Origin of the sequence: Paraburkholderia rhizosphaerae, assembly GCF_004366595.1 — a bacterium.
Lineage (GTDB): Bacteria > Pseudomonadota > Gammaproteobacteria > Burkholderiales > Burkholderiaceae > Paraburkholderia > Paraburkholderia rhizosphaerae.
This window is the reverse complement of the sequence record NZ_SORE01000023.1, coordinates 1-22729: the sequence shown is the minus strand read 5'-3', so window position 1 is coordinate 22729 and position 22729 is coordinate 1. Positions and strand designations below refer to the sequence as shown.

Below are 22729 nucleotides of genomic sequence, written 5' to 3'. Positions count from 1 at the left end.
ATGCGCGCCCCCGGGCGTTTTGGCTACACTGGCTCACCCGTGCTGCGGCGTGCGTGAGCCCGTGTTGCCGACTGTGCATCACGCCACGCGATGTGCTCAAGTCAACCGCTGATTCAACTCAAATCATGTCACACGATCCGAACTATCCACGCAACCTGATCGGCTACGGCCGTGATCCGGTGCAAGCGAACTGGCCCGGGCGCGCGCGAATCGCCGTGCAGTTCGTGCTCAATTACGAAGAGGGCGGCGAGAACTGCGTGCTGCACGGCGATGCCGGATCGGAGCAGTTCCTGTCCGAAATCGTCGGCGCGACATCGTATCCGGCGCGGCACATGAGCATGGAGTCAATCTACGAGTACGGCTCGCGGGCCGGCGTGTGGCGCATTTTGCGCGAGTTCGAAAGGCGCGCACTGCCGCTCACGGTGTTTGGTGTCGGCATGGCGATCGAGCGTAATCCGGAGGTCGCGCGCGCGTTTGTCGAACTTGGACATGAAATCGCCTGCCACGGGTACCGCTGGATTCACTATCAGGACTTCACGCCGGAGCGTGAAGCCGAGCATATGCGTCTGGGCATGGAAGCGATCGAACGGGTAACCGGTGTGCGGCCGCTTGGCTGGTATACGGGGCGCGACAGTCCGAATACGCACCGGCTGGTCGCCGAGTACGGCGGCTTTCTATACGACTCCGACAATTACGGCGACGATCTGCCGTTCTGGATGGAAGTCGACGTGACCGGCGGCGCGAACACGCATCAACTGATTATCCCGTACACGCTCGATACCAACGACATGCGCTTTGCGACGCCGCAAGGGTTCAACACCGCGGACCATTTCTTCACGTATCTGCGCGATGCATTCGATGTGCTGTATGAAGAAGGCGACGCCGTACCGAAGATGCTGTCGATCGGTATGCATTGCAGACTGCTCGGGCGTCCAGGGCGTTTTCGCGCGTTGCAGCGCTTTCTCGATCATATCGAGCAGCACGACCGCGTGTGGGTCACGCGCCGTCTCGACATCGCGCGGCACTGGCGCGAACACCATCCTTATCAGCAACCGGAATGCGGGAAAACCGCGTGAAAGCGATGCAAACGACCTTGGCTCAGTTGAACCGCGTGTCGAAGGATGCATTCACCGACACGCTGTCGGGCATCTATGAACATTCGCCGTGGGTCGCCGAAGCGGCCGCCGAATTGCGCCCGTTCACCAGCATCGATGACCTGCACAGCAAGATGTCGCTGATCGTCGAAACGGCAGGGGAGGCGAGGCAACTTGCGTTGATCAACGCGCACCCGGAACTCGCGGGCAAGGCCGCGGTACGCGGCGAACTGACCGCCGAATCGACGCGCGAGCAAAGCGGCGCGGGCCTGGATCAATGCACGCAGGATGAGTTCGACACTTTGGTGCGCCTGAATGCCGCGTATCGAAACAAGTTCGGATTTCCGTTCATTCTCGCGGTGCGCGGCTACGACCGGCACGGCATCATCGCGAACTTCGAGGCGCGCGTCGGTAACAGTCGTGCGAACGAACTGCATACAAGCCTTGAGCAGATTTATCGGATCGCGCGTTTCCGGCTCGACGACCTGATCGCCGATTGAACGCGCATTGACGTTTAGACCGCGTACGCGCCTGTACGCATCAAAACAGACTTCAAGGAAGACAACGATGGCACTCCCGACTCTCGACCCGAATGCACCCGATTTCACGCGCCGCTATGTGAATCTCGCGGACCCGCGGCTAGGCGCGCAAGCGCTCGAAGCGAGTGACGAGTTTTTCGCGCCGAAAGACCGGATGCTCAATCCGGAGCCGGCGGTCTTTATCCCCGGCAAATACGACGAGCACGGCAAGTGGATGGACGGCTGGGAAACCCGCCGCAAGCGCACGACCGGCTATGACTGGTGTGTCGTGAAGCTCGCGCGCCCGGGCACGATCAAAGGACTCGACCTCGATACGAGCCATTTCACCGGTAATTTCCCGCCTGCGGCATCGGTGGAAGCGGCGCGCATCGTCGATGGCGCACCGAATCAGTCGACGCAATGGACGCAGATCATCCCGTCGACGACGCTGCAAGGCAACAGCCACCTCTATCTCGACGTAACCGACCCGAACGCGTACACGCACGTGCGCGTGAATATCTATCCGGACGGCGGCATCGCGCGCCTGCGCGTGTATGGACAGCCGCAAGTCGATTGGGCGGGCGCAAGCCGTACCGAACTGTTCGATCTCGCCGCGATGGAAAACGGCGCATATCTGGTCGGCGCAAACAACCAGCACTTCGGCGCGGCGTCGACCATCCTGATGCCGGGCCGCGGCGTCAATATGGGCGACGGCTGGGAAACGCGCCGGCGCCGCGAGCCGGGTAACGACTGGGCGATCGTCGCGCTCGCGCAGCCCGGCGTGATCCGCAAGGTGGAAGTCGACACCGCGCACTTCAAGGGCAATTATCCGGACCGCTGCTCGATCCAGGCCGCGTATGTGACCGGCGGCACCGACAGTTCACTGATCACGCAAGCGATGTTCTGGCCGGTTCTGCTCGCTGAGCAGAAACTGCAGATGGACAAGCAGCACTTCTTCGAAAGCGAACTTGAAGCGCTCGGGCCGGTCACGCACGTGCGCTTCAATATCATTCCGGACGGCGGGGTATCCCGTCTGCGCTTGTGGAGCACGCTCGCATGAACATCGCATATGAAATGAAAACGCTGCGCATCGAACCGTTGACGCGCGATGCGTTTGCGCCGTTCGGCGATGTGATCGAACTGGAAGGCGCGAAACAGATTCCGATTAATCTGGGTACGACGATCCGCTACCACGACCTCGCGAAGGTGGACGTCAGCGATGGCGGCGGCCGCACGCTCGTCAATCTGTTTCGCGGGCAGCCGCGTGTATTGCCATTCGAAGTGAAGATGCTCGAGCGGCATCCGCTCGGCAGCCAGGCATTCATTCCGTTTGATGAACGGCGCTACCTGGTTGTCGTCGCGCCGGCCGGCGAACTCGATCCGCACGCCGTTCGCGCGTTCGTCACATGCGGCTGGCAGGGCGTGAACTATGCAAAGGGTGTCTGGCACCATCCTCTGATCGCGCTGGGCGAAGTCAGCGATTTTATCGTCGTCGATCGCGGCGGCGATGGCTTGAATCTGAATGAGCAGGATCTGCCGGACTCGTTGTGGCTGACGGATGAAGCGTTAAGCGTTGCCACGTATTGATGTTGTCAGGGCGATCCGCGATAGCGCGGGCCGCCTGATTCCGCGTATTCGCGTCTAGCGCCTGGCGAGCAATGGCGAATGCCCGATCACCTCGCGCGCGGGTATGGCCGGCTGCGCGGAAGAGAATCCCGCCGCTTCGATAGCCTGGCTCAGGCCTTTAAGCGCTAGCCCTTTCTTCGGGCTCCGTAACGACGCCATGCCGTCGTTCCACGCATGCAGCATCTGTTTTGCAACATGACGCCATTGCGGTTCGTTACGCGCCGCTTCGATAACCTGATGACCGACCTCCACCGCGGATTCGCATAATGCCTCGACCATGTCGGCGTACTGTCGCGGCGGAATGCCCATGCGCGTATTGAAGAAACGCTCGAGCGTCTTGCCGGGCGCCCACGTCTTGCGTCCTTCAATGGACAAGCCCGGCGGATTCGCGGCAAAGCGTGGATACGCTTGCGTCGTCACGATGTCGTAAACAGGCGAGAAGGCGACATCGTCGGCGTTTGAATAGAGGAGGGCGACGTTCTTTGTATGGCAATCGGCGTTGCGCACGACGTAATTTGCCAGCAAGTGCCAGCCGAGTTGTTCGAATTGCAGTCGGAGGTTGTCGCGCGATAGCAGATAAGCTTTCGCCGCCTTCAGCATTTTCTCGGTAGTCGAGTTGTATTTTTCGTGCGGCGGCAAGCCGAGTAGACCACACATGTCTTCGACGCCAAGAGCGGGCAGACCTTGTTCGTCGACGTCGAACCGGGTGACGACCAGTGCCCGGCCGTCGTCGGACATCTGAGTGCGAGCAACCGGTGCCACGTCCGCATGCTCGAGTACGCGCATGCTGTAAAACTCGTTGAAGCCGAGAAAAGGGGTGTTTTCGTCGGAGCCTTTTACGATGTAACGACTGGTCTTGATCGTCGATTTGCCGAGCGCCACGGCGCTGACAGGCGGTGCACCCGCGCCGGAAGCCGACGCGTCGGGCGCAATGAACTTCGGCACGGCGCCGGAGATCGCGGCACGCGCGTAATCGCGCACAAGCGCCGAAAAATGCCCGGCCGTGTTGTCGCCGCGCAGGATGTCCTTGATATCCAGCGGATGCAATTCAATACCGGGCGGTACCCCTTCGGGCGTCACCGTGACACGCCCGATGCCCATCGCACCGACAACAGCGAGCAGCGAGAGATCGGTGCCGTCGAGCAGAGGACCGAACTGCTCACGGATCAGACCAAGCAGATATCCTTCCGGCAAGTTCTGCCGGAAGAACGGGTGCAGATCGCGCGGCCAACGCCACGGTGCTTCTCGCACCGGCATTGTCAGGCTGACGAAGTCCGAAGGCGTTGCATCGCCGTTGTATTGCAGCACGTACTCGTCGCGCTCGCGAAAGAGTGACGCGACCTTACGGCCCCTTACATGGACGTCGAGTTTCATCCATTCGGCCCCGGTGCGGCGCGCTGCTCGATAAGGATGTCTTCCAGAGTGCGACTGAAGCCGTGCGCAACGACCTTCAGATCGCAGCCGGCGGCTTCCAGCAGTCTCACGAGTACCGAGACGCTCATGTCACCCTTTGCGAGCGTTTCCATACGCGCCACGGTGGTACGGGCGACTCCAGCCCTGCGCGCCAATTCCTCCTGCGAGAGACTGGCCTCACGGCGGGCGTCCTTCAGCATGTCCGAGATATCTGCGAGGGTGGTCATTTGTGGCCCTTGGGCGTCAAAAACTACAAAACTACCGGTTATTGTAGCCCAAGAGCGACAATCTCTACCTCTAATTTTGTATCTCTTGGGCTACATTTTCACGAAAATGGAGGTATTTGTAGCCCGAGGGCTACAAATTCTGCTCCGCTAGACACGTCGCGCGCCCACATCTCGCATAAACCGTCACATCTACTGCAACGCGCCCCCCTGGAACCACGCAGCGATCTTCTGCCGCTCGTCGTCAGTCATCTGCGTGATATTGCCGAGCGGCATCGCCTTGAGCGTGACCGCCTGCTGATAGATCCGCTGCGCGTTCTGCGAAATCTCGGCCGGCGTATCGAACATGACGCCCGCCGGCGCGCTCCCCATCAGCGTCGGATGCGCAGAGTGGCATGCGGCGCAGCGCTGCTGCAGGATCGGCGCGATGTCGGCCACCTTGGTCTTCGGCGCATTGGCCGCCTCGGCCTGCGGCACGACCGGCTTCGGCATCGTCCACACGAGCGCGCCTGCCATCAGCGCGATGCCCGCAAGCGGCAGATACCACAGCACCTGGCCGCGATGACGCATCACGAAGAACTGCCGGATCAACGCGCCCGCGAGCATGATCACAACCAGCACCGCCCAGTTGTACGGGTGCGTGTACGTCATTGCATAGTGGTTCGACAGCATCGCGAACACGACCGGCAGCGTGAAATACGTGTTGTGCACCGAGCGCTGCTTGCCGCGCTTGCCGTAGATCGGGTTCGGCGTGTCGCCCTTGAGCATTGCGTCGACCATCTTGCGCTGGCCCGGAATGATCACAAAGAACACGTTCGCGGACATGATGGTCGCAAGCGTCGCCCCCATGATCAGATACGCGGCGCGGCCGGCGAAGATGTGGCACGCGAGCCACGCGCCGGCCAGCACGACGAGCGCCACGCAAATACCAAGCACGCGGTCGTTCTTGCCGAGCAGGCGGCACAGCGAGTCGTAAAGGATCCAGCCGCCCGCAAGGAATCCGAGCGCGGAGAAGATCGCCACGACCGGCCCCATGTCGAGCACGTTCTTATCGATCAGGTAAGTGTTCGGCGACCACAGATAAAGCACGGTGAAGAGCCCGAAGCCGGAAAGCCAAGTCGTGTACGACGGCCACTTCGACCAGTGCAGGTCGTCGGGCATCTCAGGCGGCGCGACGGTGTACTTCTGCATGTTGTAGAAGCCGCCGCCGTGCACGTGCCACAACTCGCCGAACACGCCGCGGCGGCGCTGGTTCGGGTCCTGCGGCGGCTTCAGGCTGTTGTCGAGGGCGACAAAGTAAAACGATTCGCCGATCCACGCGATCGCCGCGACTACGTGAAACCAGCGGATCGCGAGATTCAGCCAGTCGGTGATAAAGCCTTCCATGAAACTCCTCCACGTCCGATTTCGTCGCGGGCGCGGCGCCGATCGCCTGAAAATGTGTGTCGATCGAAGCACCGCGCCTGCTGCGGGTGATGCACGCCGCCAGGTTTTGTGCCGTCCGGATGCGATGCATGCCGGGGCGTGTCCGATGTTGTTATCCGCCGGGCGTTTAGCCGGTTCCCGGCGGAGCGCGGCGCTGACCGCGCTACGCGTCGCGCGGGTTGCGCCGTTGCCGCCCAGTTACTGCCCAGCTGCGTTTCAACTGCCGCGGTACGTGCTATACGACCATGGCGAAACCAGCAGCGGCACGTGATAGTGCGCAGTCGCATCGGCGACACCGAAGCGCAGCACGACGCGGTCGACGAAGCGCGGCTGCGGCAATTGCACGCCGGCTGCCGCGAAATAGTCGCCTGCATGAAACACGAGTTCGTATTCGCCGGTGACGAACGCGGCGCCTTCGAGCAGCGGCTCGTTGCAGCGTCCGTCGCCATTGGTGGTGGTGGCTTTCAGCGCGCGGCGCGTATCGCCTGCAAGCGCGAAGAGTTCGATCCGGATGCCCGCGCCGGGGCGGCCGTTCGCGGTGTCGAGCACGTGGGTAGTGAGCTTGCCCATTCGCGATTTTCCTTGTGTGAGTGCGAGGTTTCAGCGGCGGCATGATCCGTTTGCAAAGCGACCGGATCGAGGCTCCACGTCTGTGGCTACATACCCGTCGGCGGATTCAGGCGAGCGCCGTGACATGCATTGTAGAAACAATGACGCAGCTCCCGATGCCGCGATAGGAAAGATAATGGCAGACGCATAAGCACGCGCTGTGGCGCCGCTGGACGGCTGCGCCGCGCTGTCGGCGCCATTGCGCCATGCCAGCCGCCGCTCCGCATGGGCGCAACGAGCCAACCATATGCGCGCGATGAACTCTGGTATCGCGCCAGCACGCATTGCCAAGCCGATTTTGAACGCCGAAGGTGATGGCGATCAAGGAGGAACGGATGACTGCGACGCAGCGCAACACCCACGGCAAACGCAACACCATGCTGGTCAAGCACGCGGACGTACTCGTCACAATGGACGATGCGCGACGCGAGCTGCGCGATGCCGGGCTTTATATCGAAGACGGCCAGATCGTCGCAGTCGGCACAACGGCCGAATTGCCGCAAACGGCGGACGAAGTGCTCGACCTGGGCGGTCACCTCGTGATGCCCGGGCTCATCAACACCCATCACCACATGTATCAGACCCTGACGCGCGCTCTGCCGGCCGCGCAGAACGCGGAGTTGTTCGGTTGGCTGACGAGTCTGTACAAGGTATGGGCGCACCTGACGCCGGAGATGATCGAGGTATCGACGTTGACCGCGATGGCCGAACTGCTGCTGTCGGGCTGCACGACATCGAGCGATCATCTTTACCTGTATCCGAATGGTTGCCGGCTCGATCACAGCATCGAAGCGGCGCAGCGGATCGGCATGCGATTTCATGCGAGCCGCGGCAGCATGAGCGTCGGGCAGCGCGATGGCGGCTTGCCGCCTGACGCGGTGGTCGAGCGCGAAGCGGACATCCTGAAAGACACGCAGCGCGTGATCGAGGCGTATCACGACGAGGGGCGCTACGCGATGCTGCGCGTCGTCGTCGCGCCCTGTTCGCCGTTTTCGGTGAGTCGCGACCTGATGCGTGAGTCCGCCGTGCTCGCCCGGCACTACCGGGTGTCGCTGCATACGCATCTGGCTGAAAACATCAACGATGTCGCGTATAGCCGCGAGAAGTTCGGCATGACGCCGGCTCAGTACGCTGGCGATCTCGGCTGGGTCGGCCGTGACGTGTGGCACGCGCACTGTGTGCAGCTCGACGATGCGGGCATCGACCTGTTCGCGCGGACCGGCACAGGCGTTGCGCACTGTCCGTGCTCGAACATGCGGTTGGCATCCGGTATTGCGCCGGTCAAACGGATGCGGCTCGCAGGGGTGCCGGTCGGTCTGGGCGTCGACGGTTCCGCGTCGAACGACGGCTCGCATATGGTGGCCGAAGTCCGCCAGGCGCTGCTGCTGCAGCGCGTCGGCTTCGGCCCCGACGCGATGACCGCGCGAGACGCGCTCGAGATCGCGACGCGCGGTGGCGCGGCGGTGCTGGGCCGCGAAGACGTCGGCGCGCTTGCGCCCGGCATGGCGGCGGACTTCGTATCGTTCGATCTGCGGCAGCCCGCTTTTGCGGGCGCGTTGTCCGATCCGGTGGCGGCGCTGGTGTTCTGCGCACCTTCACAGGTCGCGCACAGCGTGATCAACGGCAGGCAAGTCGTGAAAGATGGCGTGTTGAGTACCGTCGAACTCGGCCCGCTGATCGAGCGGCACAACCGTTTGGCGCGGCAACTGACCGAAGCCGCTGCATGACGTGGCGAACGCCGCGCAATACATGAACACACGTCACCTGACCACCGATCCCCGCCCGCGCGGGCGCGTCACTCGCGTCACTTTTCGATCAGCGTGCGCGTGGCTTGCGCAACCAGACTACGCAGCCACCGCACTTCGTCGGAGTAATGCACGCGCTCATGCCATAGCTGGTAGTACTGCATCGGCGGGAAGTCGAGCGGCGCGGGCATCACGGTCAACGGCAGGAACTTTGCGTAGTAGTCGGCGAACAGGCGCGTCGTCGTGAAGATCAGGTCCGATTTGATCAGCACATACGGCGCGAGATTGAAATACGGCAGCGTGACGACGACGTGGCGCTTTAACCGCTCGCGCGCGAGATGCACGTCGATTGCGCCGCGCTGGCCGACCGAATACGGCGTCGGCGCGAGATGCGGCGCGTTCAGGTACTGGTCGAGCGTGATCGTGCCGCGCTTCGCAAACGGATGCGTATTGCCCATCAGACAGACGATCTGATCGACGAACAGATTCGACAGATGCAACTGCTCGGGTGGCTCCGGCCAGTTGCCGACGACGGTATCGAGCTTGCCGTCCTCGAGCGCGAGCTCATAGTCGAAGGCCGGGCCGAGCGAATGAAATTCGAGCGTCGCGTTCGGCGCGGCCAGGCGGAAGCGTTCGACGACAGTCGGCACGAACAGCACGTTCAGATAGTCCGGGCAGCCGATCCGATAGCAACGGATCGACGTCGCCGGGTCGAAGCTGTGCTGCTGGAACCTGATTCGCTCGATTTCACGCAGTGCGTTTTGCGTGGGTTCGAGCAGCCGCAGCCCATATTCGGTCGGCACCATGCCGGATTTCCCGCGTACCAGCAGCGGGTCGCCGGTGATGTCGCGCAGACGCCGCAGCGCGGCGCTGATCGCCGGCTGCGACTGGTTGAGCTTGACCGCCGCGCGCGTGACGCTGCGTTCCATCAGCAGCGTGTGCAACACGCGCAGTAAATAGGTGTCGATCGCCTCGCGTTGCTGGCTCATCACTTCTCCGGAATATATGTCGAGGCTGATCGTGAAACAGTGGGGGCATATCAGTTTTAATATAGAGGAGGTGGACCGTCAAGGGCGGCTTTCCCGCAATAAAGGGTGCGGCGTGCCGACAGGCGGCGTGTCCCTATCGGTAAGACGGGACTGGCCGGGAAAAGAGAAATCGGCCCCGCGAAAGGGGGCGATTTGCGCAAGGAAAATGCGGAGGACGGCGGATCCGCCGGACGAGATAAAGCCGCGCCCGCATGGGGCGCGGCGCAGCCTGTCGACGCGAATGTCGCGCGCTAGTCTTCGAGACGCAGCCCGACCTTGATCGTCACCTGCCAATGCGCGATCTGATTCGCGTCGATATGCCCACGCGTTTCGATCACTTCGAACCAGCAGAGATTGCGCAAGGTCCTGGACGCTTTGTCGATTGCAGTGCGAACCGCGTCGTCACTGGATTTCGGCGACGAGCCGGTGATTTCTATCGTCTTGTAGACGTGCTCGCTCATGATGTACCTCCGGTGGGGGTCGAAAAAAGTATAGGTAATGCGCCTGCGGCGAATCCCCCGGATTTGCACGCAGTTGACGTGCCCGCGCGCGCATGCGATGCAGTGCGCGACAGGTGGCTGGCGATCGGCGACCGGCGATGTGCAATCCGTTTAGCCACGCGCGCCAACACGCGGCGCTATGATGGGCGCCGCGGTGATGGCGATGCGGACAGCACGCCACGCGAGGCACCAATCAATCGACGACGAGGAATCGAAACAATGGAAGCAGGTTTTTGCGGCCCGGGTCTGATGGGCGCACCGATGATCCGGCATCTGCTGCGAGCGGGGCACACGGTTCACGTATGGAACCGCAGTCCTGACAAAGCGCATGCACTGGTGAAAGACGGCGCCCGGGTCGCGCCGACACCCGGCGCGCTGGCCGGCTGCGCGGAGCTGATCTTCCTGTGCGTATCGGATGCGAGCGCGGTCGAGCAGGTGGTGTTCGATGCCGAACACGGCATTGTCAGCGCCGCACGGCGCGCAGCCGGAACGACGCGCGTTCGCCGCATCGTCGATCACTCGAGCATCGCGCCGTCCGCGACGCGCAGTCTCGCGCAACGCGCGGCCGCCGCGGGCATTGGCTGGGTCGACGCGCCGGTGTCGGGCGGGGTGGCCGGCGCGACGGCCGGCACGCTCGCGGTGATGGCGGGCGGCGCAGTGGCCGACGTCGAGGCGGTGCGACCGGTGATCGGCGCGTATGCGGCGCGTGTCACCCATATGGGCGACGTCGGCGCGGGTCAAACCGCGAAGCTGTGCAATCAGTCGATCGTCACCGCGACGGTCGCCGCGATCGCCGAAGCGGTCAGTCTTGCGCAGCGAAGCGGGATCGACGCCGCGCGGTTATCTGAAGCGCTCAGTGGCGGGTGGGCGGATTCCGTGCTGCTGCAAACCTTCGTGCCGCGGATGACGCGCAGCGGCGATGCGCCGATCGGCGCGCTGCGCACGTTCCAGAAAGACGTCGACACAATCGCCGCGACGGCTTACGAAACGGGCACGCCGATGCCGGTGGCCGGCACCGTCCAGCAGCTGCTGCGTCTGGCGGCCGCGATGGGCCTGGCGGACGCCGATTTTTCTGCTTTCATCGACGTGCTGCAACCGGGCCAGCGCCGGTAAAGCGGCTGCCGGCATCGAGATGCACGTCGGCGGCAGAGTGCATCCTCGTGTGCATCACCGGTGTACATCGCGGTACGCATCACAGCGGACGCCACAACTGGCACAGCGAATGCACATGGCGGAGGCCGGCCCGAGCAACACGATATGCTGCTAAAATATTCGGTTTTTCAGCGATCCACGCCGGATCACTATCTCAAAGGTACGCGCCGTGCTGTCTACTGCCAATATCACGATGCAATTCGGGCCGAAGCCTCTCTTCGAAAATATCTCGGTCAAATTCGGGGAAGGGAACCGCTACGGGCTGATTGGGGCGAACGGCTGCGGCAAGTCGACCTTCATGAAAATTCTGGGCAGCGACCTGGAGCCGAGTTCGGGCAACGTCATGCTCGAGCCGAATATCCGTCTGGGCAAGCTGCGCCAGGACCAGTTCGCGTATGAAGACGTGCGCGTGCTCGACGTCGTGATGATGGGCCACACCGAGATGTGGGCCGCGATGACCGAGCGCGACGCGATTTACGCGAACCCCGAAGCGACCGACGACGACTACATGCACGCGGCCGAGCTCGAGGCGAAGTTCGCCGAGTACGATGGCTACACGGCCGAAGCGCGCGCGGGCGAACTGCTGCTGGGCATCGGCATTGCAATCGATCTTCATAACGGTCCGATGAGCAACGTCGCGCCGGGCTGGAAGCTGCGCGTGCTGCTCGCGCAGGCGCTGTTCTCGAAGCCGGACGTGCTGCTGCTCGACGAACCGACCAACAACCTCGACATCAACTCGATCCGTTGGCTGGAAGACGTGCTCAACCAGTACAACTCGACGATGATCATCATCTCGCACGATCGCCACTTCCTGAACCAGGTCTGCACGCATATGGCGGACATGGATTTCGGCACGCTGAAGGTCTGGCCCGGCAACTACGACGACTACATGCTGGCGTCGACGCAGGCGCGTGAGCGCCAGCAGGCCGCCAACCAGAAGGCCAAGGAGCGCGTGGCCGATCTGCAGGACTTCGTGCGCCGCTTCTCGGCCAACAAGTCGAAAGCGCGTCAGGCCACGAGCCGCCTGAAGATGATCGACAAGATCAAGATCGAGGAATTCAAGCCGTCGTCGCGGCAGAATCCGTTTATCCGCTTCGAGTACGAGAAGAAGCTGCACAACATCGCGGTGGTCGCCGACAGCATTACGAAGAAGTATGACCGCACGATCTTCCAGAACTTCAGCATCAGCGTGCAGCCGGGCGAGCGCATTGCGATCATCGGTGAAAACGGCGCGGGCAAGACGACGCTCTTGCGCTCGCTGCTCGGCAATCTGCCGATCGATCGCGGCACGGTGAAGTGGGCGGAGAACGCCAACGTCGGCTACATGCCGCAGGACACGTACGAAGAGTTCCCGGACGACGTCACGCTGATGGACTGGATCGATACGTACCGCAAGGAAGGCGACGACGAGCAGATGGTGCGCGGCACGCTCGGCCGGCTGCTGTTCAATGCGGACGATATCCGCAAGTCGGTGAAGGTGCTGTCGGGCGGCGAGAAGGGCCGCATGATCTGGGGCAAGCTGATGCTCGGCCGCCACAATGTGCTGTTAATGGACGAACCGACGAACCATATGGACATGGAATCGATCGAGTCGCTGCAGATCGCGCTGGAGAAGTACGATGGCACGCTGATCTTTGTCTCGCACGACCGCGAGTTCGTCAGCGGCCTGGCGAACCGGATCATCGAAGTGAAGACCGATGGCACGCTGAATGATTTCGGCGGTAACTACGAAGATTTTCTGGCGAGTCAGGGCGTCGAGTAACGGTCCCGCGAGGACGCCCGTTCAATTCCCGCCATCATGCTGTGGCCCTTGTCCTGATTGGATAGGGGCGCACACTCAATACACGTTACTTCTCCGGCGCCTGATTCGTCGTCAGGATCGTGCTCAGCTTCGTGCCGCCAATCGCTTCGCAATCGACGCTCTTCGGCTCAGTCCACTTGACCGCGACGCCCCGTACCACGGGCCTGACCATGCGCCATGGCCAGAATCCGAAGCGTTGCGAGCCGCCATATTCGATGATCGCATCCGCGCCGCGCGTGCGCGCGTTTTCGGCCAGTTTCGGCAGGATGTCGTTGACGCCGCCGTAAGTGCCTTTTCCCACCTTGAGTTTCTTGACGACCTCGTATTTCTGATCGGCCGGCGGCAGATGTGCGAAGAAGCAAAAGTCGCCGAGTCCGGCGGGAAGCTCGACCAGATGTCCGGCCGGCTGGCTAGCGGGTGTTGCAGCGGGTGTTGCAGCGGATACGCCGGCGGCTGATGCGGTAGCCGGCAGGTCCACCTCGGTGGCGTCATCGTCCTGGGGTTCCGCTGCGTGTGCCGCGGTGGCGGTGATCGCGGCGGCCAGCCATGCGGCAGTCATGGTCAGTCTGTAGATCCTGTTCATTTTCCTATCCCCGTGTCGGTCGAGCCGACGTTTCGTTTGTGTTATCCGCGTGGTGGTCTCCACTGCGGCAGCGAATTGTAAGATGACGCCCCGCTAATGGCTATCCTTGCCTCCGCTCGTCCTGTAACTCAGGCCGCTTCCGGCAACGCAGGTCCTTCTTTTGCTCGCATCGTCAAGGACAAGTGATGAGAAGCGCGTATGCCGCGCGAGTAGAATGATCCGATCCGACGCAGACATGGACCGCACCGACATGAAGACCTACGACCATCTCTACATCGACGGCAAATGGCTCAAACCGTGCGGCACCGGTACGATCGACGTGATTGATTCGGCGACCGAGCAGACGATGGGACGCATTCCAGAAGGCATCGAGGCCGACGCGGAGAATGCGATCGTTGCGGCCCGCGCCGCGTTCGACGGTTGGGCCGCGACACCGCCGCAACAGCGCGGCATCTACCTGAAAAAGATCGCCGACAACCTCAAGGCCCGCACGGACGAACTGGCGGCGCTGATTTGCGGCGAAGTCGGCATGCCGGTCAGGCTGTCGCGCGCGATTCAGGTCGCCAGTTCGGTGCAAAACTGGAACGCGTACGCGGCCCTTGCCTGCGAATTTCCATTTGAAGAGACCGTCGGCCACTCATTGGTCGTGCGTGAACCGGTTGGCGTTGTCGCGGCGATCACGCCGTGGAACTATCCGCTCAATCAGATCACGCTAAAGGTTGCCGCGGCGCTGGCCGCAGGTTGCACCGTCGTGCTGAAGCCGTCGGAAATCGCGCCGCTCAACGCGTTCGTGCTGGCTGAGGCAATCGATCAATCAGGATTGCCTGCCGGTGTCTTCAATCTCGTGAGCGGCTATGGGCCGGTTGTCGGCGAAGTGCTGGCGTCGCACCCGTCGGTCGATATGGTGTCGTTCACCGGTTCGACGCGCGCGGGCAAGCGTGTATCCGAGCTTGCCGCGGCGAGCGTCAAGCGTGTCGCGCTCGAACTGGGCGGCAAGTCCGCATCGGTGATTCTCGATGACGCGGACTTTGCCGCTGCGGTCAAGGCAACGGTCAGCGCCTGCTTTCTGAACTCGGGCCAAACCTGTTCCGCGCACACGCGCATGCTGGTGCCCGAAAGCCGTTACGACGAAGCCCGCGCGCTCGCGAAAAGCGCGGCGCAAACCTATATCGCGGGCGATCCGCGCAATGAAAGAACGCGTCTTGGACCGTTGGCGTCGGCTGCCCAGCAGCAACGCGTGCAGCAGTACATCGCGCGCGGGATCGAGGAGGGCGCTGAGCTCGTGACCGGCGGCCCCGGCATGCCCGATAGCGTGCAACAGGGCTTCTTTGTCAAACCGACCGTGTTCGGCCGCGTGCACCCGAAAGCGACGATCGCTCAAGAAGAGATTTTTGGCCCGGTGCTGTCGATCCTCACGTTCAAGGACGATGACGAAGCGGTCCGCATTGCCAACGATTCGGTGTACGGTCTGGCCGGCGCGGTATGGTCGGGTAGTGACGAGCGCGCGCTCGGCGTCGCGCGGCGCATGCGCACCGGGCAGGTTAATATCAACGGCGGCGCGTGGAACGCGGCCGCGCCGTTCGGCGGCTACAAGCAGTCGGGTCACGGCCGCGAAAACGGCGCGTACGGCCTCGACGAATATCTCGAATACAAGGCGCTGCAACTCGCCGTCAACAAGCCTGCCTGAAGCGCCGGCGCCGCGATACGGCCGGCACGAAATTCCACCGATCGCTCACAGAAAGCGCGTGCAGGTTTGCTCCTGCACGCGCTTCGCATCTTGCACGCGTCTCGTTGCTTCACGCGACCTTCGGCCGCAGGTCGCCGCACATATTTGTCAGCGTTGACAAGCGTCAATAGCGCGAACGCGCTTGCGCCCGACAATCGTTTCGATCATCAACCGACCGAAACGAAAACGGGGCAATGCAATGAAATGGAAGAACCCAAACGGAACGGCGCGCGCAATATCAGGCGTCGCGCTGGCCAGCACGCTCGCGATCATGCTTGCCGCAGCGATACCCGCCCGCGCCGACGACACCGGCAGCCGTGTGCAAAGCGGTATCCATACGGGTGATGTGCTGGTTCGCCTGCGCGGCATCAGCATCATGCCGCAGGTGAGCGTGAGCAACACGCTCGCTACGCTAAACGTGGGCGTGAACAATGCGATCGTGCCCGAACTGGACTTCACGTACATGATTCGCGACAACATCGGCGTCGAACTGATTCTTGCGACGTCGCGGCATCAGGTGACGTCGAACCTTGGCGCACTGGGTGGCGTGAACGTGCTGCCGCCGACGTTGCTGCTTCAGTATCACTTCAACCATCAGGGCAAGGTTCGTCCTTACGTCGGCGCGGGCATCAACTACACGTATTTCTACAATGACGGCCTGCAGGCCGGCGGGCAGGCGATTGCGGTGAGTCGCAGCAGTTTCGGCCCCGCGCTGCAAGCGGGCGTCGACGTGCAGGTCACAAAGACGCTCTTCGTCAACGCGGATATCAAGAAGATCTGGATGAGGACCGATGCGACGCTTGGCGGTGCGCCGATCGGCACGTTGCGTATCGATCCGCTGGTGATCGGCGTCGGCGTCGGAATGAAATTCTGACGCAGTGTGGCCGACCGTGCCCGCCCTGCGCGCGCTAGCTCAAAGCTTGTCGTACTTGAAGCGCATCGCGGTCCCGTCGCGCTGGATTCGCTCCCACACCGCGCGCTTTTCTTCGCCGGTCATAAAGACCCAGTTCGCGACTTCGCCGGCGGTGCGGCCACAGCCTTTACACACTTCGTCGAACAGCGTGGAACAGACGCCGATACACGGGCTGTCGGGGAGGTCGTGCAGGTTCGAAGCCATCAAAAAGCCTTGCGCGGGAATGGGCCAACGCGCGGGAAATATGCGGCAAGCGCGAGCGGTCCGTTATGGTAAACGAAAAGCCGCACCGCTCACCGCCCGACCGCGACCTGCCACACGAGCGCGCCATTGAGCGCGATGATCGCGCCCGCTGACAGCCACGCAAGTCCAAGTGGCCATCGCTTGACGCGCCAGTCGCGCATCAACTGCGTATCGGCGGCAAAACGCACGAGCGGCACCACCGCGAGCGGCAATTGCAGGCTCAACACCACCTGGCTTGCCACCAGCAACTGGTTCGACCCATGCGGTCCGAATAGCGCAACCGCGACGAGCGCAGGCCCGATCGCGAGCCCACGCGTCAGCAGCGCACGCTGCCAGCGGGGCATCTTCAGCCGCAGAAAGCCTTCCATCACGACCTGACCCGCAAGCGTGCCGGTCACCGTCGCATTCATCCCGCATGCCAGCAGGGCCGCCGCGAACAGAATGCCGGCCCAGTGCGTGCCGACGAGCGGTGCGATCAGCGCATGCGCGTCGGCGAGATCGGTGACATCGTAATGTCCATGTGCATGAAACACCGCCGCCGACATGATCAGTAACGCCGCGTTGATCAGAAACGCGACCGACAGCGCGCTGAATGTGCCGATGCTCACGCCGCGCAGCACGCGCGCGATCTCAGCGTCGTTGCTATCCGGCACCGCGTCTTTGACGAGCGCCGAATGCAGATACAGGTTGTGCGGCATCACCGTCGCACCGAGAATGCCGGCCGCAAGCCACAACATACCGGCGTCGCGGATGATGCGCGGGTCCGGCACGGTGCCCGCGAGTGCCGCATGCCAGTCGGGCTGCGCGAGCGCAAGCTCGACGACGAAGCACATCCCGACAAACAGAATCAGCGTCACGACGAACGTCTCGAGCGTGCGGTGCCCGTGCCGCTGCAACGCCAGCATCGCGAAGGTGCTAACCGCGGACATCAGCACGCCGACGGTGAGCGACACGCCGAGCAGCATCTGCAACGCGACCGCGCTGCCGACGACTTCCGCGACGTCGCACGCGATGATCGCGATCTCGCTGGCAATCCACAATGCGAACGCGACGCGGCGGCTGTAACGCTCGCGGCACAGCCGCGCGAGATCGCGGCCGGACACGACGCCCACCCGCGCGGCGACCCATTGCAACAGCATCGCGGTGAGGCTCGACAGCAGTACGACGCCAAGCAATTGATAGCCGTAGCTGGCGCCGCCCGCGAGCGCGGTGGCCCAATTGCCGGGATCCATATAGCCGACCGCGACCAGCGCGCCAGCGCCGATGAACGACAGGCGGCGCGCAGGCCGCGGCGCCGCGCCGTCCGGCTGGCGGCGGCGCGCGGGGCGCAACGCAAATGGATTCGTGTTCATCGCAGACCCTCGTCGGTCACGCACAGCACGGGGCAAGCGTCATGCCTGTGCGCGCCATACCGGCTCCGTGCAGGTAACGCCACGAGCCGGCACCGGGGCGGCCGGTCATCTTCGCGCCTGGCGTTCGCGAAGCGCCGACATCCCCCCGGGCGAATCTGCGCACAGGTTTTATGACAGTCTATAGTGGCAGACGGGGTGCCGCTTCAGGCCCGATCGGGCATCGCCCGGCGGCCGCAATCCGCTGCCCGTACACGGCGCCTTTCCGCTTTGTCAGGACACCGCCAGGCTGGCCGGGTTTGTTTGAGGTGGACACGCGCTGATAACCCGATAAAATTGCGCGCATTTTGTCAGTCACGGCATCGGACACGCGAACCCCGCGCGGACACGGCTGGCTGTACCGTTTGTGCGACATCGGGGGATTTTTTTTGTGGCGCACAACGTTTGGTGGTAGTTTTCGGGGTTTTCAGGGAAGTCGCGGACGCGATGGCCGCGGCATAAGCGGGGTAGACGGTCGGCGTTGGGCCGGCCAGTATCGGAGAACGGAATGAAAAAACGGGTGTTGGGCCGGTTGGCTGCGGCGCTTTTGCTGTGCGCTGTTCCCTGGGTGCCGGCAGCGGCAAAAGATACGCAACTGAATGTGTACAACTGGTCGGATTACATCGCCAAGGACACAATCCCGAACTTCACAAAGCAGACCGGCGTCCAGGTCAGGTACGACAACTACGATAGCGACGACACGCTGCAGGCCAAACTCCTGACCGGCAACTCCGGTTACGACATCGTCGTGCCGACCAGCAACTACGCGGGCAAGCAGATCGCCGCCGGCATCTTCGCGCCGCTCGACAAATCGAAGCTGCCGAATCTCAAGTATCTGGACCCGGCGCTGATGGCGCTCGTCGCCGGCGCGGACCCGGACAACAAATACACGGTGCCCTGGGCGTACGGCACGACCGGCCTCGGTTACAACGTGACCAAGGTGCAGCAGATTCTCGGCAAGAACGTCGAACTCAATAGCTGGGACATCCTGTTCAAGCCCGAGAACATTTCGAAGCTGAAGGCGTGCGGCGTGTCGGTGCTCGATGCGCCGGACCAGATGTTCGCGGCCGCGCTGCACTACATGGGCAAGGACCCGATGAGCACGAACCCGGCCGACTACCGGGCCGCGCTCGAGATGATCAAGAAGATCCGCCCGTACATCACGCAGTTCAACTCGTCGGGCTATATCAACGACCTGGTCGGTGGCGACGTCTGTTTCGCATACGGCTGGTCGGGCGATGTCGTGATCGCGAAACACCGCGCGATCGAAGCGAAGAAGCCGTACAGGATCGAGTATTACATTCCGAAGGGTGGCGCGCCGGTCTGGTTCGACGTGATGGCCATTCCAAAGGACGCGAAGAACAAGGAAGCCGCGCTCGAGTGGATCAACTACATCGAGACGCCGCAGGTGCACGCGGCGATCACGAACGCGGTCTACTATCCGAGCGCGAACGTGGAAGCGCGCAAGTACGTGGACAAGGACGTCGCGAACGATCCGGCGGTCTATCCGCCGCCGGAAGTGGTCAAGACGCTGTTCCTTCTGAAGCCGCTGCCGCCTGAAATCCAGCGTCTGCAGACACGGCTGTGGACGGAGTTCAAGTCTGGCCGCTAAGCGTCCTCCGATAAGCGCCGCCGTCGTGGGCGGGCGCGTCATCTCCAAGCCCTCGGTGTTCACCGGGGGCTTTGTTCGTCAAATGCAGCAGGAAAGCAGCACATCATGAGCGATCAGTCTGGTGCGCCGGCGGGGGCCGGGGCGCTGCCTTCGGGCAATCCTGCCGTTGCGGATCAAGCAGCGGAAAACTTCGTGCAGATCGTCGACGTCGTGAAAAGATTCGGCGAGACGGTCGCGGTGAAGGGGGTGAATCTGTCGGTGAAAAAGGGCGAATTGTTCGCGCTGCTCGGCAGTTCCGGGTGCGGCAAGTCGACCTTGTTGCGGATGCTCGCCGGCCTTGAAACGGTCACGTCGGGCAAGATCCTGATCGACGGCGTGGACCTCGCGACGCTGCCGCCGTACCGTCGTCCGACCAATATGATGTTCCAGTCGTACGCGCTGTTTCCGCATATGACGGTCGAATCGAATGTCGCGTTCGGCCTTAAGCAGGAAGGGGTGCCGAAGGCCGAAATGCGCGAGCGCGTGAACGCGGCGCTCGAACTCGTGCAGATGAGCCGCTTTGCGAAGCGCAAGCCGCATCAGTTGTCGGGCGGCCAGCAGCAACGCGTCGCGCTGGCGCGCAGCCTCGTCAAACGGCCGAAACTGCTATTGCTCGACGAACCGATGTCGGCGCTCGACAAGCAGATTCGCCAGCGCACGCAGATCGAACTCGTCAACATTCTCGATCACGTCGGCGTGACCTGCATCATGGTCACGCACGATCAGGAAGAGGCGATGACGATGGCCGGGCGGCTCGCAGTGATGAGCGAAGGGCAGATCGTGCAGATCGGCACGCCGAACGAAGTGTATGAATATCCGAACACGCGTTTTTCCGCGGAGTTCATCGGCTCGACGAATCTGTTCGACGGCAACGTGGTCGAGGACGAGCCGGATCATGTGTACATCGAGACGCCGGACCTGCCGGTGCGGCTGTATGTGAGCCATGGCATCACCGGGCCGCTCGGCATGCCGGTGACGATCTCGGTGCGGCCCGAGCGCATTGCGCTGACGCGCAAGCCGCCGGAGGGCGCGTTCAACTGGGGCAAGGGCAGCGTGATGAACATCGCGTATATGGGCGGCTACTCGCTGTATCACGTGAAGCTCGACAGCGGCAAGACGGTGATCGCGAATGTCTCGAGCCTTGCGTTGTCGGAAATCGACACGCCGACCTGGGGCGACGAAGTGTATGTGCGCTGGAGCGCATCGGCTGGCGTGGTGCTGACGTCATGAGCACGCTGCAAGCAATCGCAACGTGGCCGGCGCGGCGCTTCCGGCTGACTGGCAAGACCGCGGTGGTCGCGGGGCCGTTTATCTGGCTGCTGCTGTTCTTTCTGGTGCCGTTTCTGCTGGTGGTCAAGATCAGCTTCGCCGACCAGCAACTGGGCATTCCGCCTTACACGCAGTTGACGTCGTTTACGGACGGCGTGCTGCATATCGCGCTCGACTTTTCGCATTACGCGTTTCTGTTTCAGGACAGCCTGTACATCGCGACGTATCTGAATTCGCTGCTGGTCGCGGCGGTCACGACGCTGATCTGCCTGCTGATCGGCTATCCGATGGCGTATTACATCGCGCGCTCGAATCCGTCGACACGCAACATCCTGATGATGATGGTGATGCTGCCGTTCTGGACGTCGTTTCTGATTCGCGTGTATGCGTGGATTGGCATCCTGAAGAACAACGGTTTGCTGAACAACTTCCTGATTTCGATCGGGATGATTCACACGCCGATCGAGCTGTATCACACGAATACGGGCGTCTATATCGGCATGGTGTATTCGTACCTGCCGTTTCTCGTAATGCCGCTGTATGCGCACCTCGTAAAGATGGACCTGACCTTGCTCGAGGCGGCATACGATCTTGGCGCGAAACCGTGGAAGGCGTTCTGGCAGATCACGTTGCCGCTATCGAAGAACGGCATCATTGCGGGCTGCATGCTGGTGTTCATTCCGGCGGTCGGCGAGTACGTGATTCCGGAACTGCTCGGCGGCGCGAACACGCTGATGATCGGCCGCGTGATGTGGAATGAGTTCTTCGACAACGCGGATTGGCCGATGGCGTCCGCGGTGACTTGCGCGATGGTGCTGCTGTTGCTGGTGCCGATGGCGTTGTTCCAGCACTCGCAGGCGAAAGCGTTGGAGGAAGAGCGCGGATGAAACCGAATCGTTGGTTGCGGATGCTCGCGTTGGGGATCGGGTTTCTGTTTCTGTATATCCCGATTGTGAGTCTTGTTGTGTACTCGTTCAATGAGTCGCAGCTGGTGACGGTGTGGACGAACTTTTCGACGCGGTGGTATTCGGCGCTGCGTCAGGATGATGAATTGATCGCGGCGGCGTGGTTGTCGTTGCGGGTTGCATTGTTGACTGCGTTTGCGTCGGTCGTGATCGGGACGTGGGCCGGGTTCGTGCTCGCGCGGATGGGGCGGTTTCGCGGGTTCACGCTTTACACCGGGATGATCAATGCGCCGCTGGTAATTCCTGAGGTGATTCAGGGTATTTCGTTGCTATTGCTGTTCGTTGAGTTGGGGCAGTGGCTTGGATGGCCGGCGGGGCGCGGGATCGTTACGATCTGGATCGGACATGTGATGCTTTGTATGTCGTATGTCGCGATTATTGTGCAGTCGCGCGTTCGTGATCTTCATCCGGCGCTGGAAGAGGCGGCGCTTGATTTGGGGGCTACGCCGGTTCGGGTGTTCTTTTCCGTTACGTTGCCGTTGATTTCGCAGGCGCTGGTTGCGGGGTGGTTGTTGTCGTTTACGCTTTCGTTCGATGATGTCGTGCTGTCGGCGTTTTTGTCTGGCCCTGGGTCGACTACGTTGCCGCTTGTTGTGCTGTCCCGTGTGCGGTTGGGGTTGAATCCGGAGATGAATGCGCTGGCGACTCTGTTTATTGGTGTTGTTTCTGTCGGCGTTGTGGCAGCTAACGTTTTTATGCGGCGCGCGGAAAAGAAGCGGATGGAGATGGCGGTTTAGCGCGTTTTATGTGCTTGCATCCTTGAGCCTGTCAGATTTTTAGTGTGTCGAGGTCATGAGACGATAACGGAAATAACGTCCTATGACCGAAACGACAGTGACAAAGAAGAGCAAGAACC

22 protein-coding genes are annotated in these 22729 nt (G+C 62.2%); 13 read left to right on the top strand and 9 right to left on the bottom strand.

The annotated features are described in order from the left end of the window. Window positions 1-125 precede the first annotated feature (125 nt). From puuE to BX592_RS25430, 4 genes are all read left to right on the top strand, one after another. Complete coding sequence (gene puuE / locus BX592_RS25445; RefSeq protein WP_134195834.1) at window positions 126-1076, top strand: allantoinase PuuE; 951 nt, start codon at window positions 126-128, stop codon at window positions 1074-1076. Beyond that, window positions 1073-1594, top strand: coding sequence for a 2-oxo-4-hydroxy-4-carboxy-5-ureidoimidazoline decarboxylase (gene uraD / locus BX592_RS25440; protein WP_166676466.1), 522 nt, complete (start codon window positions 1073-1075; stop codon window positions 1592-1594). Before puuE ends, uraD begins: the two co-directional genes overlap by 4 nt. 67 nt (window positions 1595-1661) lie before the next feature. Further along, on the top strand, window positions 1662-2672 hold the full coding sequence (gene alc, locus BX592_RS25435; RefSeq protein ID WP_134195830.1) for an allantoicase: 1011 nt from the start codon (window positions 1662-1664) through the stop codon (window positions 2670-2672). A 14-nt stretch (window positions 2673-2686) separates the two neighbouring features. Further along, window positions 2687-3199, top strand: coding sequence for an ureidoglycolate lyase (locus BX592_RS25430; protein ID WP_134196003.1), 513 nt, complete (start codon window positions 2687-2689; stop codon window positions 3197-3199). 54 nt (window positions 3200-3253) lie between these two features. Here BX592_RS25430 and BX592_RS25425 read toward each other — a convergent pair whose 3' ends face one another. The 4 genes from BX592_RS25425 to uraH all read right to left on the bottom strand — a co-directional run bounded on the left by BX592_RS25425 (window position 3254) and on the right by uraH (window position 6870). After that, on the bottom strand, window positions 3254-4612 hold the full coding sequence (locus BX592_RS25425; protein WP_134195828.1) for a type II toxin-antitoxin system HipA family toxin: 1359 nt from the start codon (window positions 4610-4612) through the stop codon (window positions 3254-3256). Further along, window positions 4609-4878 carry a helix-turn-helix transcriptional regulator gene (locus tag BX592_RS25420; protein ID WP_134195825.1) on the bottom strand — a complete coding sequence of 90 codons (270 nt, stop codon included), beginning with the start codon at window positions 4876-4878 and terminating at the stop codon, window positions 4609-4611. The genes BX592_RS25425 and BX592_RS25420 overlap by 4 nt, the downstream gene beginning before the upstream one ends. A 189-nt stretch (window positions 4879-5067) precedes the next feature. Continuing rightward, on the bottom strand, window positions 5068-6261 hold the full coding sequence (locus BX592_RS25415) for a urate hydroxylase PuuD (RefSeq protein ID WP_134195823.1): 1194 nt from the start codon (window positions 6259-6261) through the stop codon (window positions 5068-5070). Window positions 6262-6516: 255 nt separating this feature from the next. Further along, window positions 6517-6870, bottom strand: coding sequence for a hydroxyisourate hydrolase (gene uraH / locus BX592_RS25410; protein WP_134195820.1), 354 nt, complete (start codon window positions 6868-6870; stop codon window positions 6517-6519). A 374-nt stretch (window positions 6871-7244) separates the two neighbouring features. On the opposite strand from uraH, the gene BX592_RS25405 reads away from it, so the two are divergent. After that, entirely contained in the window at window positions 7245-8636 is a 1392-nt protein-coding gene (locus BX592_RS25405) for an 8-oxoguanine deaminase (RefSeq protein WP_134195818.1), read from the top strand. Window positions 8637-8713: 77 nt separating this feature from the next. On the opposite strand, the gene BX592_RS25400 is transcribed toward BX592_RS25405, so the two are convergent. Together BX592_RS25400 and BX592_RS25395 are read right to left on the bottom strand one after the other, a co-directional pair. Then, the gene (locus BX592_RS25400) at window positions 8714-9643 is read right to left on the bottom strand and encodes a LysR substrate-binding domain-containing protein (RefSeq protein WP_134195816.1); all 930 of its coding nucleotides are present in this window, start codon (window positions 9641-9643) and stop codon (window positions 8714-8716) included. Between the two features lie 290 nt (window positions 9644-9933). Continuing rightward, window positions 9934-10143: a dodecin gene (locus tag BX592_RS25395; RefSeq protein ID WP_134195814.1), complete on the bottom strand. Its 210-nt coding sequence runs from the start codon at window positions 10141-10143 to the stop codon at window positions 9934-9936. Between the two features lie 258 nt (window positions 10144-10401). Here BX592_RS25395 and BX592_RS25390 point away from each other — a divergent pair, with 258 nt between their 5' ends. Together BX592_RS25390 and BX592_RS25385 are read left to right on the top strand one after the other, a co-directional pair. After that, window positions 10402-11295: an NAD(P)-dependent oxidoreductase gene (locus BX592_RS25390; protein WP_134195812.1), complete on the top strand. Its 894-nt coding sequence runs from the start codon at window positions 10402-10404 to the stop codon at window positions 11293-11295. Window positions 11296-11503: 208 nt separating this feature from the next. Then, on the top strand, window positions 11504-13096 hold the full coding sequence (locus BX592_RS25385; protein WP_134195810.1) for an ABC-F family ATPase: 1593 nt from the start codon (window positions 11504-11506) through the stop codon (window positions 13094-13096). Between the two features lie 85 nt (window positions 13097-13181). Here BX592_RS25385 and BX592_RS25380 read toward each other — a convergent pair whose 3' ends face one another. Next, window positions 13182-13718, bottom strand: a complete 537-nt coding sequence (locus tag BX592_RS25380; protein WP_134195808.1) for a hypothetical protein — start codon at window positions 13716-13718, stop codon at window positions 13182-13184. A gap of 250 nt (window positions 13719-13968) precedes the next feature. On the opposite strand from BX592_RS25380, the gene BX592_RS25375 reads away from it, so the two are divergent. Further along, a complete protein-coding gene (locus BX592_RS25375; RefSeq protein ID WP_134196001.1) occupies window positions 13969-15405 on the top strand; it encodes an aldehyde dehydrogenase family protein in 1437 nt (478 codons plus the stop codon). Between the two features lie 310 nt (window positions 15406-15715). Beyond that, window positions 15716-16318 carry an OmpW/AlkL family protein gene (locus BX592_RS25370; RefSeq protein WP_134195999.1) on the top strand — a complete coding sequence of 201 codons (603 nt, stop codon included), beginning with the start codon at window positions 15716-15718 and terminating at the stop codon, window positions 16316-16318. Between the two features lie 39 nt (window positions 16319-16357). Here BX592_RS25370 and BX592_RS25365 read toward each other — a convergent pair whose 3' ends face one another. Together BX592_RS25365 and BX592_RS25360 are read right to left on the bottom strand one after the other, a co-directional pair. After that, window positions 16358-16561 (bottom strand): DUF1289 domain-containing protein, encoded by a 204-nt coding sequence (locus tag BX592_RS25365; RefSeq protein ID WP_134195806.1) that lies wholly within the window; start codon window positions 16559-16561, stop codon window positions 16358-16360. A gap of 89 nt (window positions 16562-16650) precedes the next feature. Next, window positions 16651-17952 (bottom strand): Nramp family divalent metal transporter, encoded by a 1302-nt coding sequence (locus BX592_RS25360; protein ID WP_134195803.1) that lies wholly within the window; start codon window positions 17950-17952, stop codon window positions 16651-16653. 544 nt (window positions 17953-18496) lie between these two features. Here BX592_RS25360 and BX592_RS25355 point away from each other — a divergent pair. From BX592_RS25355 to BX592_RS25340, 4 genes are all read left to right on the top strand, one after another. Continuing rightward, the gene (locus BX592_RS25355) at window positions 18497-19600 is read left to right on the top strand and encodes a polyamine ABC transporter substrate-binding protein (protein WP_134195801.1); all 1104 of its coding nucleotides are present in this window, start codon (window positions 18497-18499) and stop codon (window positions 19598-19600) included. 105 nt (window positions 19601-19705) lie between these two features. Further along, window positions 19706-20869 (top strand): ABC transporter ATP-binding protein, encoded by a 1164-nt coding sequence (locus BX592_RS25350; protein ID WP_134195799.1) that lies wholly within the window; start codon window positions 19706-19708, stop codon window positions 20867-20869. Continuing rightward, window positions 20866-21795, top strand: coding sequence for an ABC transporter permease subunit (locus BX592_RS25345; protein WP_134195798.1), 930 nt, complete (start codon window positions 20866-20868; stop codon window positions 21793-21795). Before BX592_RS25350 ends, BX592_RS25345 begins: the two co-directional genes overlap by 4 nt. Further along, window positions 21792-22610: an ABC transporter permease subunit gene (locus tag BX592_RS25340; RefSeq protein WP_134195997.1), complete on the top strand. Its 819-nt coding sequence runs from the start codon at window positions 21792-21794 to the stop codon at window positions 22608-22610. Before BX592_RS25345 ends, BX592_RS25340 begins: the two co-directional genes overlap by 4 nt. The last annotated feature ends 119 nt before the right edge of the window (window positions 22611-22729 follow it).

Excerpts from the sequence above, each read along its gene's own strand:
- puuE (WP_134195834.1), top strand. The coding sequence starts at position 126 with ATGTCACACGATCCGAACTATCCACGCAACCTGATCGGCTACGGCCGT.
- alc (WP_134195830.1), top strand. The coding sequence starts at position 1,662 with ATGGCACTCCCGACTCTCGACCCGAATGCACCCGATTTCACGCGCCGC.
- BX592_RS25430 (WP_134196003.1), top strand. The coding sequence starts at position 2,687 with ATGAAAACGCTGCGCATCGAACCGTTGACGCGCGATGCGTTTGCGCCG.
- BX592_RS25425 (WP_134195828.1), bottom strand. The coding sequence starts at position 4,612 with ATGAAACTCGACGTCCATGTAAGGGGCCGTAAGGTCGCGTCACTCTTT.
- BX592_RS25420 (WP_134195825.1), bottom strand. The coding sequence starts at position 4,878 with ATGACCACCCTCGCAGATATCTCGGACATGCTGAAGGACGCCCGCCGT.
- BX592_RS25415 (WP_134195823.1), bottom strand. The coding sequence starts at position 6,261 with ATGGAAGGCTTTATCACCGACTGGCTGAATCTCGCGATCCGCTGGTTT.
- uraH (WP_134195820.1), bottom strand. The coding sequence starts at position 6,870 with ATGGGCAAGCTCACTACCCACGTGCTCGACACCGCGAACGGCCGCCCC.
- BX592_RS25405 (WP_134195818.1), top strand. The coding sequence starts at position 7,245 with ATGACTGCGACGCAGCGCAACACCCACGGCAAACGCAACACCATGCTG.
- BX592_RS25400 (WP_134195816.1), bottom strand. The coding sequence starts at position 9,643 with ATGAGCCAGCAACGCGAGGCGATCGACACCTATTTACTGCGCGTGTTG.
- BX592_RS25395 (WP_134195814.1), bottom strand. The coding sequence starts at position 10,143 with ATGAGCGAGCACGTCTACAAGACGATAGAAATCACCGGCTCGTCGCCG.
- BX592_RS25390 (WP_134195812.1), top strand. The coding sequence starts at position 10,402 with ATGGAAGCAGGTTTTTGCGGCCCGGGTCTGATGGGCGCACCGATGATC.
- BX592_RS25380 (WP_134195808.1), bottom strand. The coding sequence starts at position 13,718 with ATGAACAGGATCTACAGACTGACCATGACTGCCGCATGGCTGGCCGCC.
- BX592_RS25375 (WP_134196001.1), top strand. The coding sequence starts at position 13,969 with ATGAAGACCTACGACCATCTCTACATCGACGGCAAATGGCTCAAACCG.
- BX592_RS25370 (WP_134195999.1), top strand. The coding sequence starts at position 15,716 with ATGCTTGCCGCAGCGATACCCGCCCGCGCCGACGACACCGGCAGCCGT.
- BX592_RS25365 (WP_134195806.1), bottom strand. The coding sequence starts at position 16,561 with ATGGCTTCGAACCTGCACGACCTCCCCGACAGCCCGTGTATCGGCGTC.
- BX592_RS25360 (WP_134195803.1), bottom strand. The coding sequence starts at position 17,952 with ATGAACACGAATCCATTTGCGTTGCGCCCCGCGCGCCGCCGCCAGCCG.
- BX592_RS25355 (WP_134195801.1), top strand. The coding sequence starts at position 18,497 with ATGAAAAAACGGGTGTTGGGCCGGTTGGCTGCGGCGCTTTTGCTGTGC.
- BX592_RS25350 (WP_134195799.1), top strand. The coding sequence starts at position 19,706 with ATGAGCGATCAGTCTGGTGCGCCGGCGGGGGCCGGGGCGCTGCCTTCG.
- BX592_RS25345 (WP_134195798.1), top strand. The coding sequence starts at position 20,866 with ATGAGCACGCTGCAAGCAATCGCAACGTGGCCGGCGCGGCGCTTCCGG.
- BX592_RS25340 (WP_134195997.1), top strand. The coding sequence starts at position 21,792 with ATGAAACCGAATCGTTGGTTGCGGATGCTCGCGTTGGGGATCGGGTTT.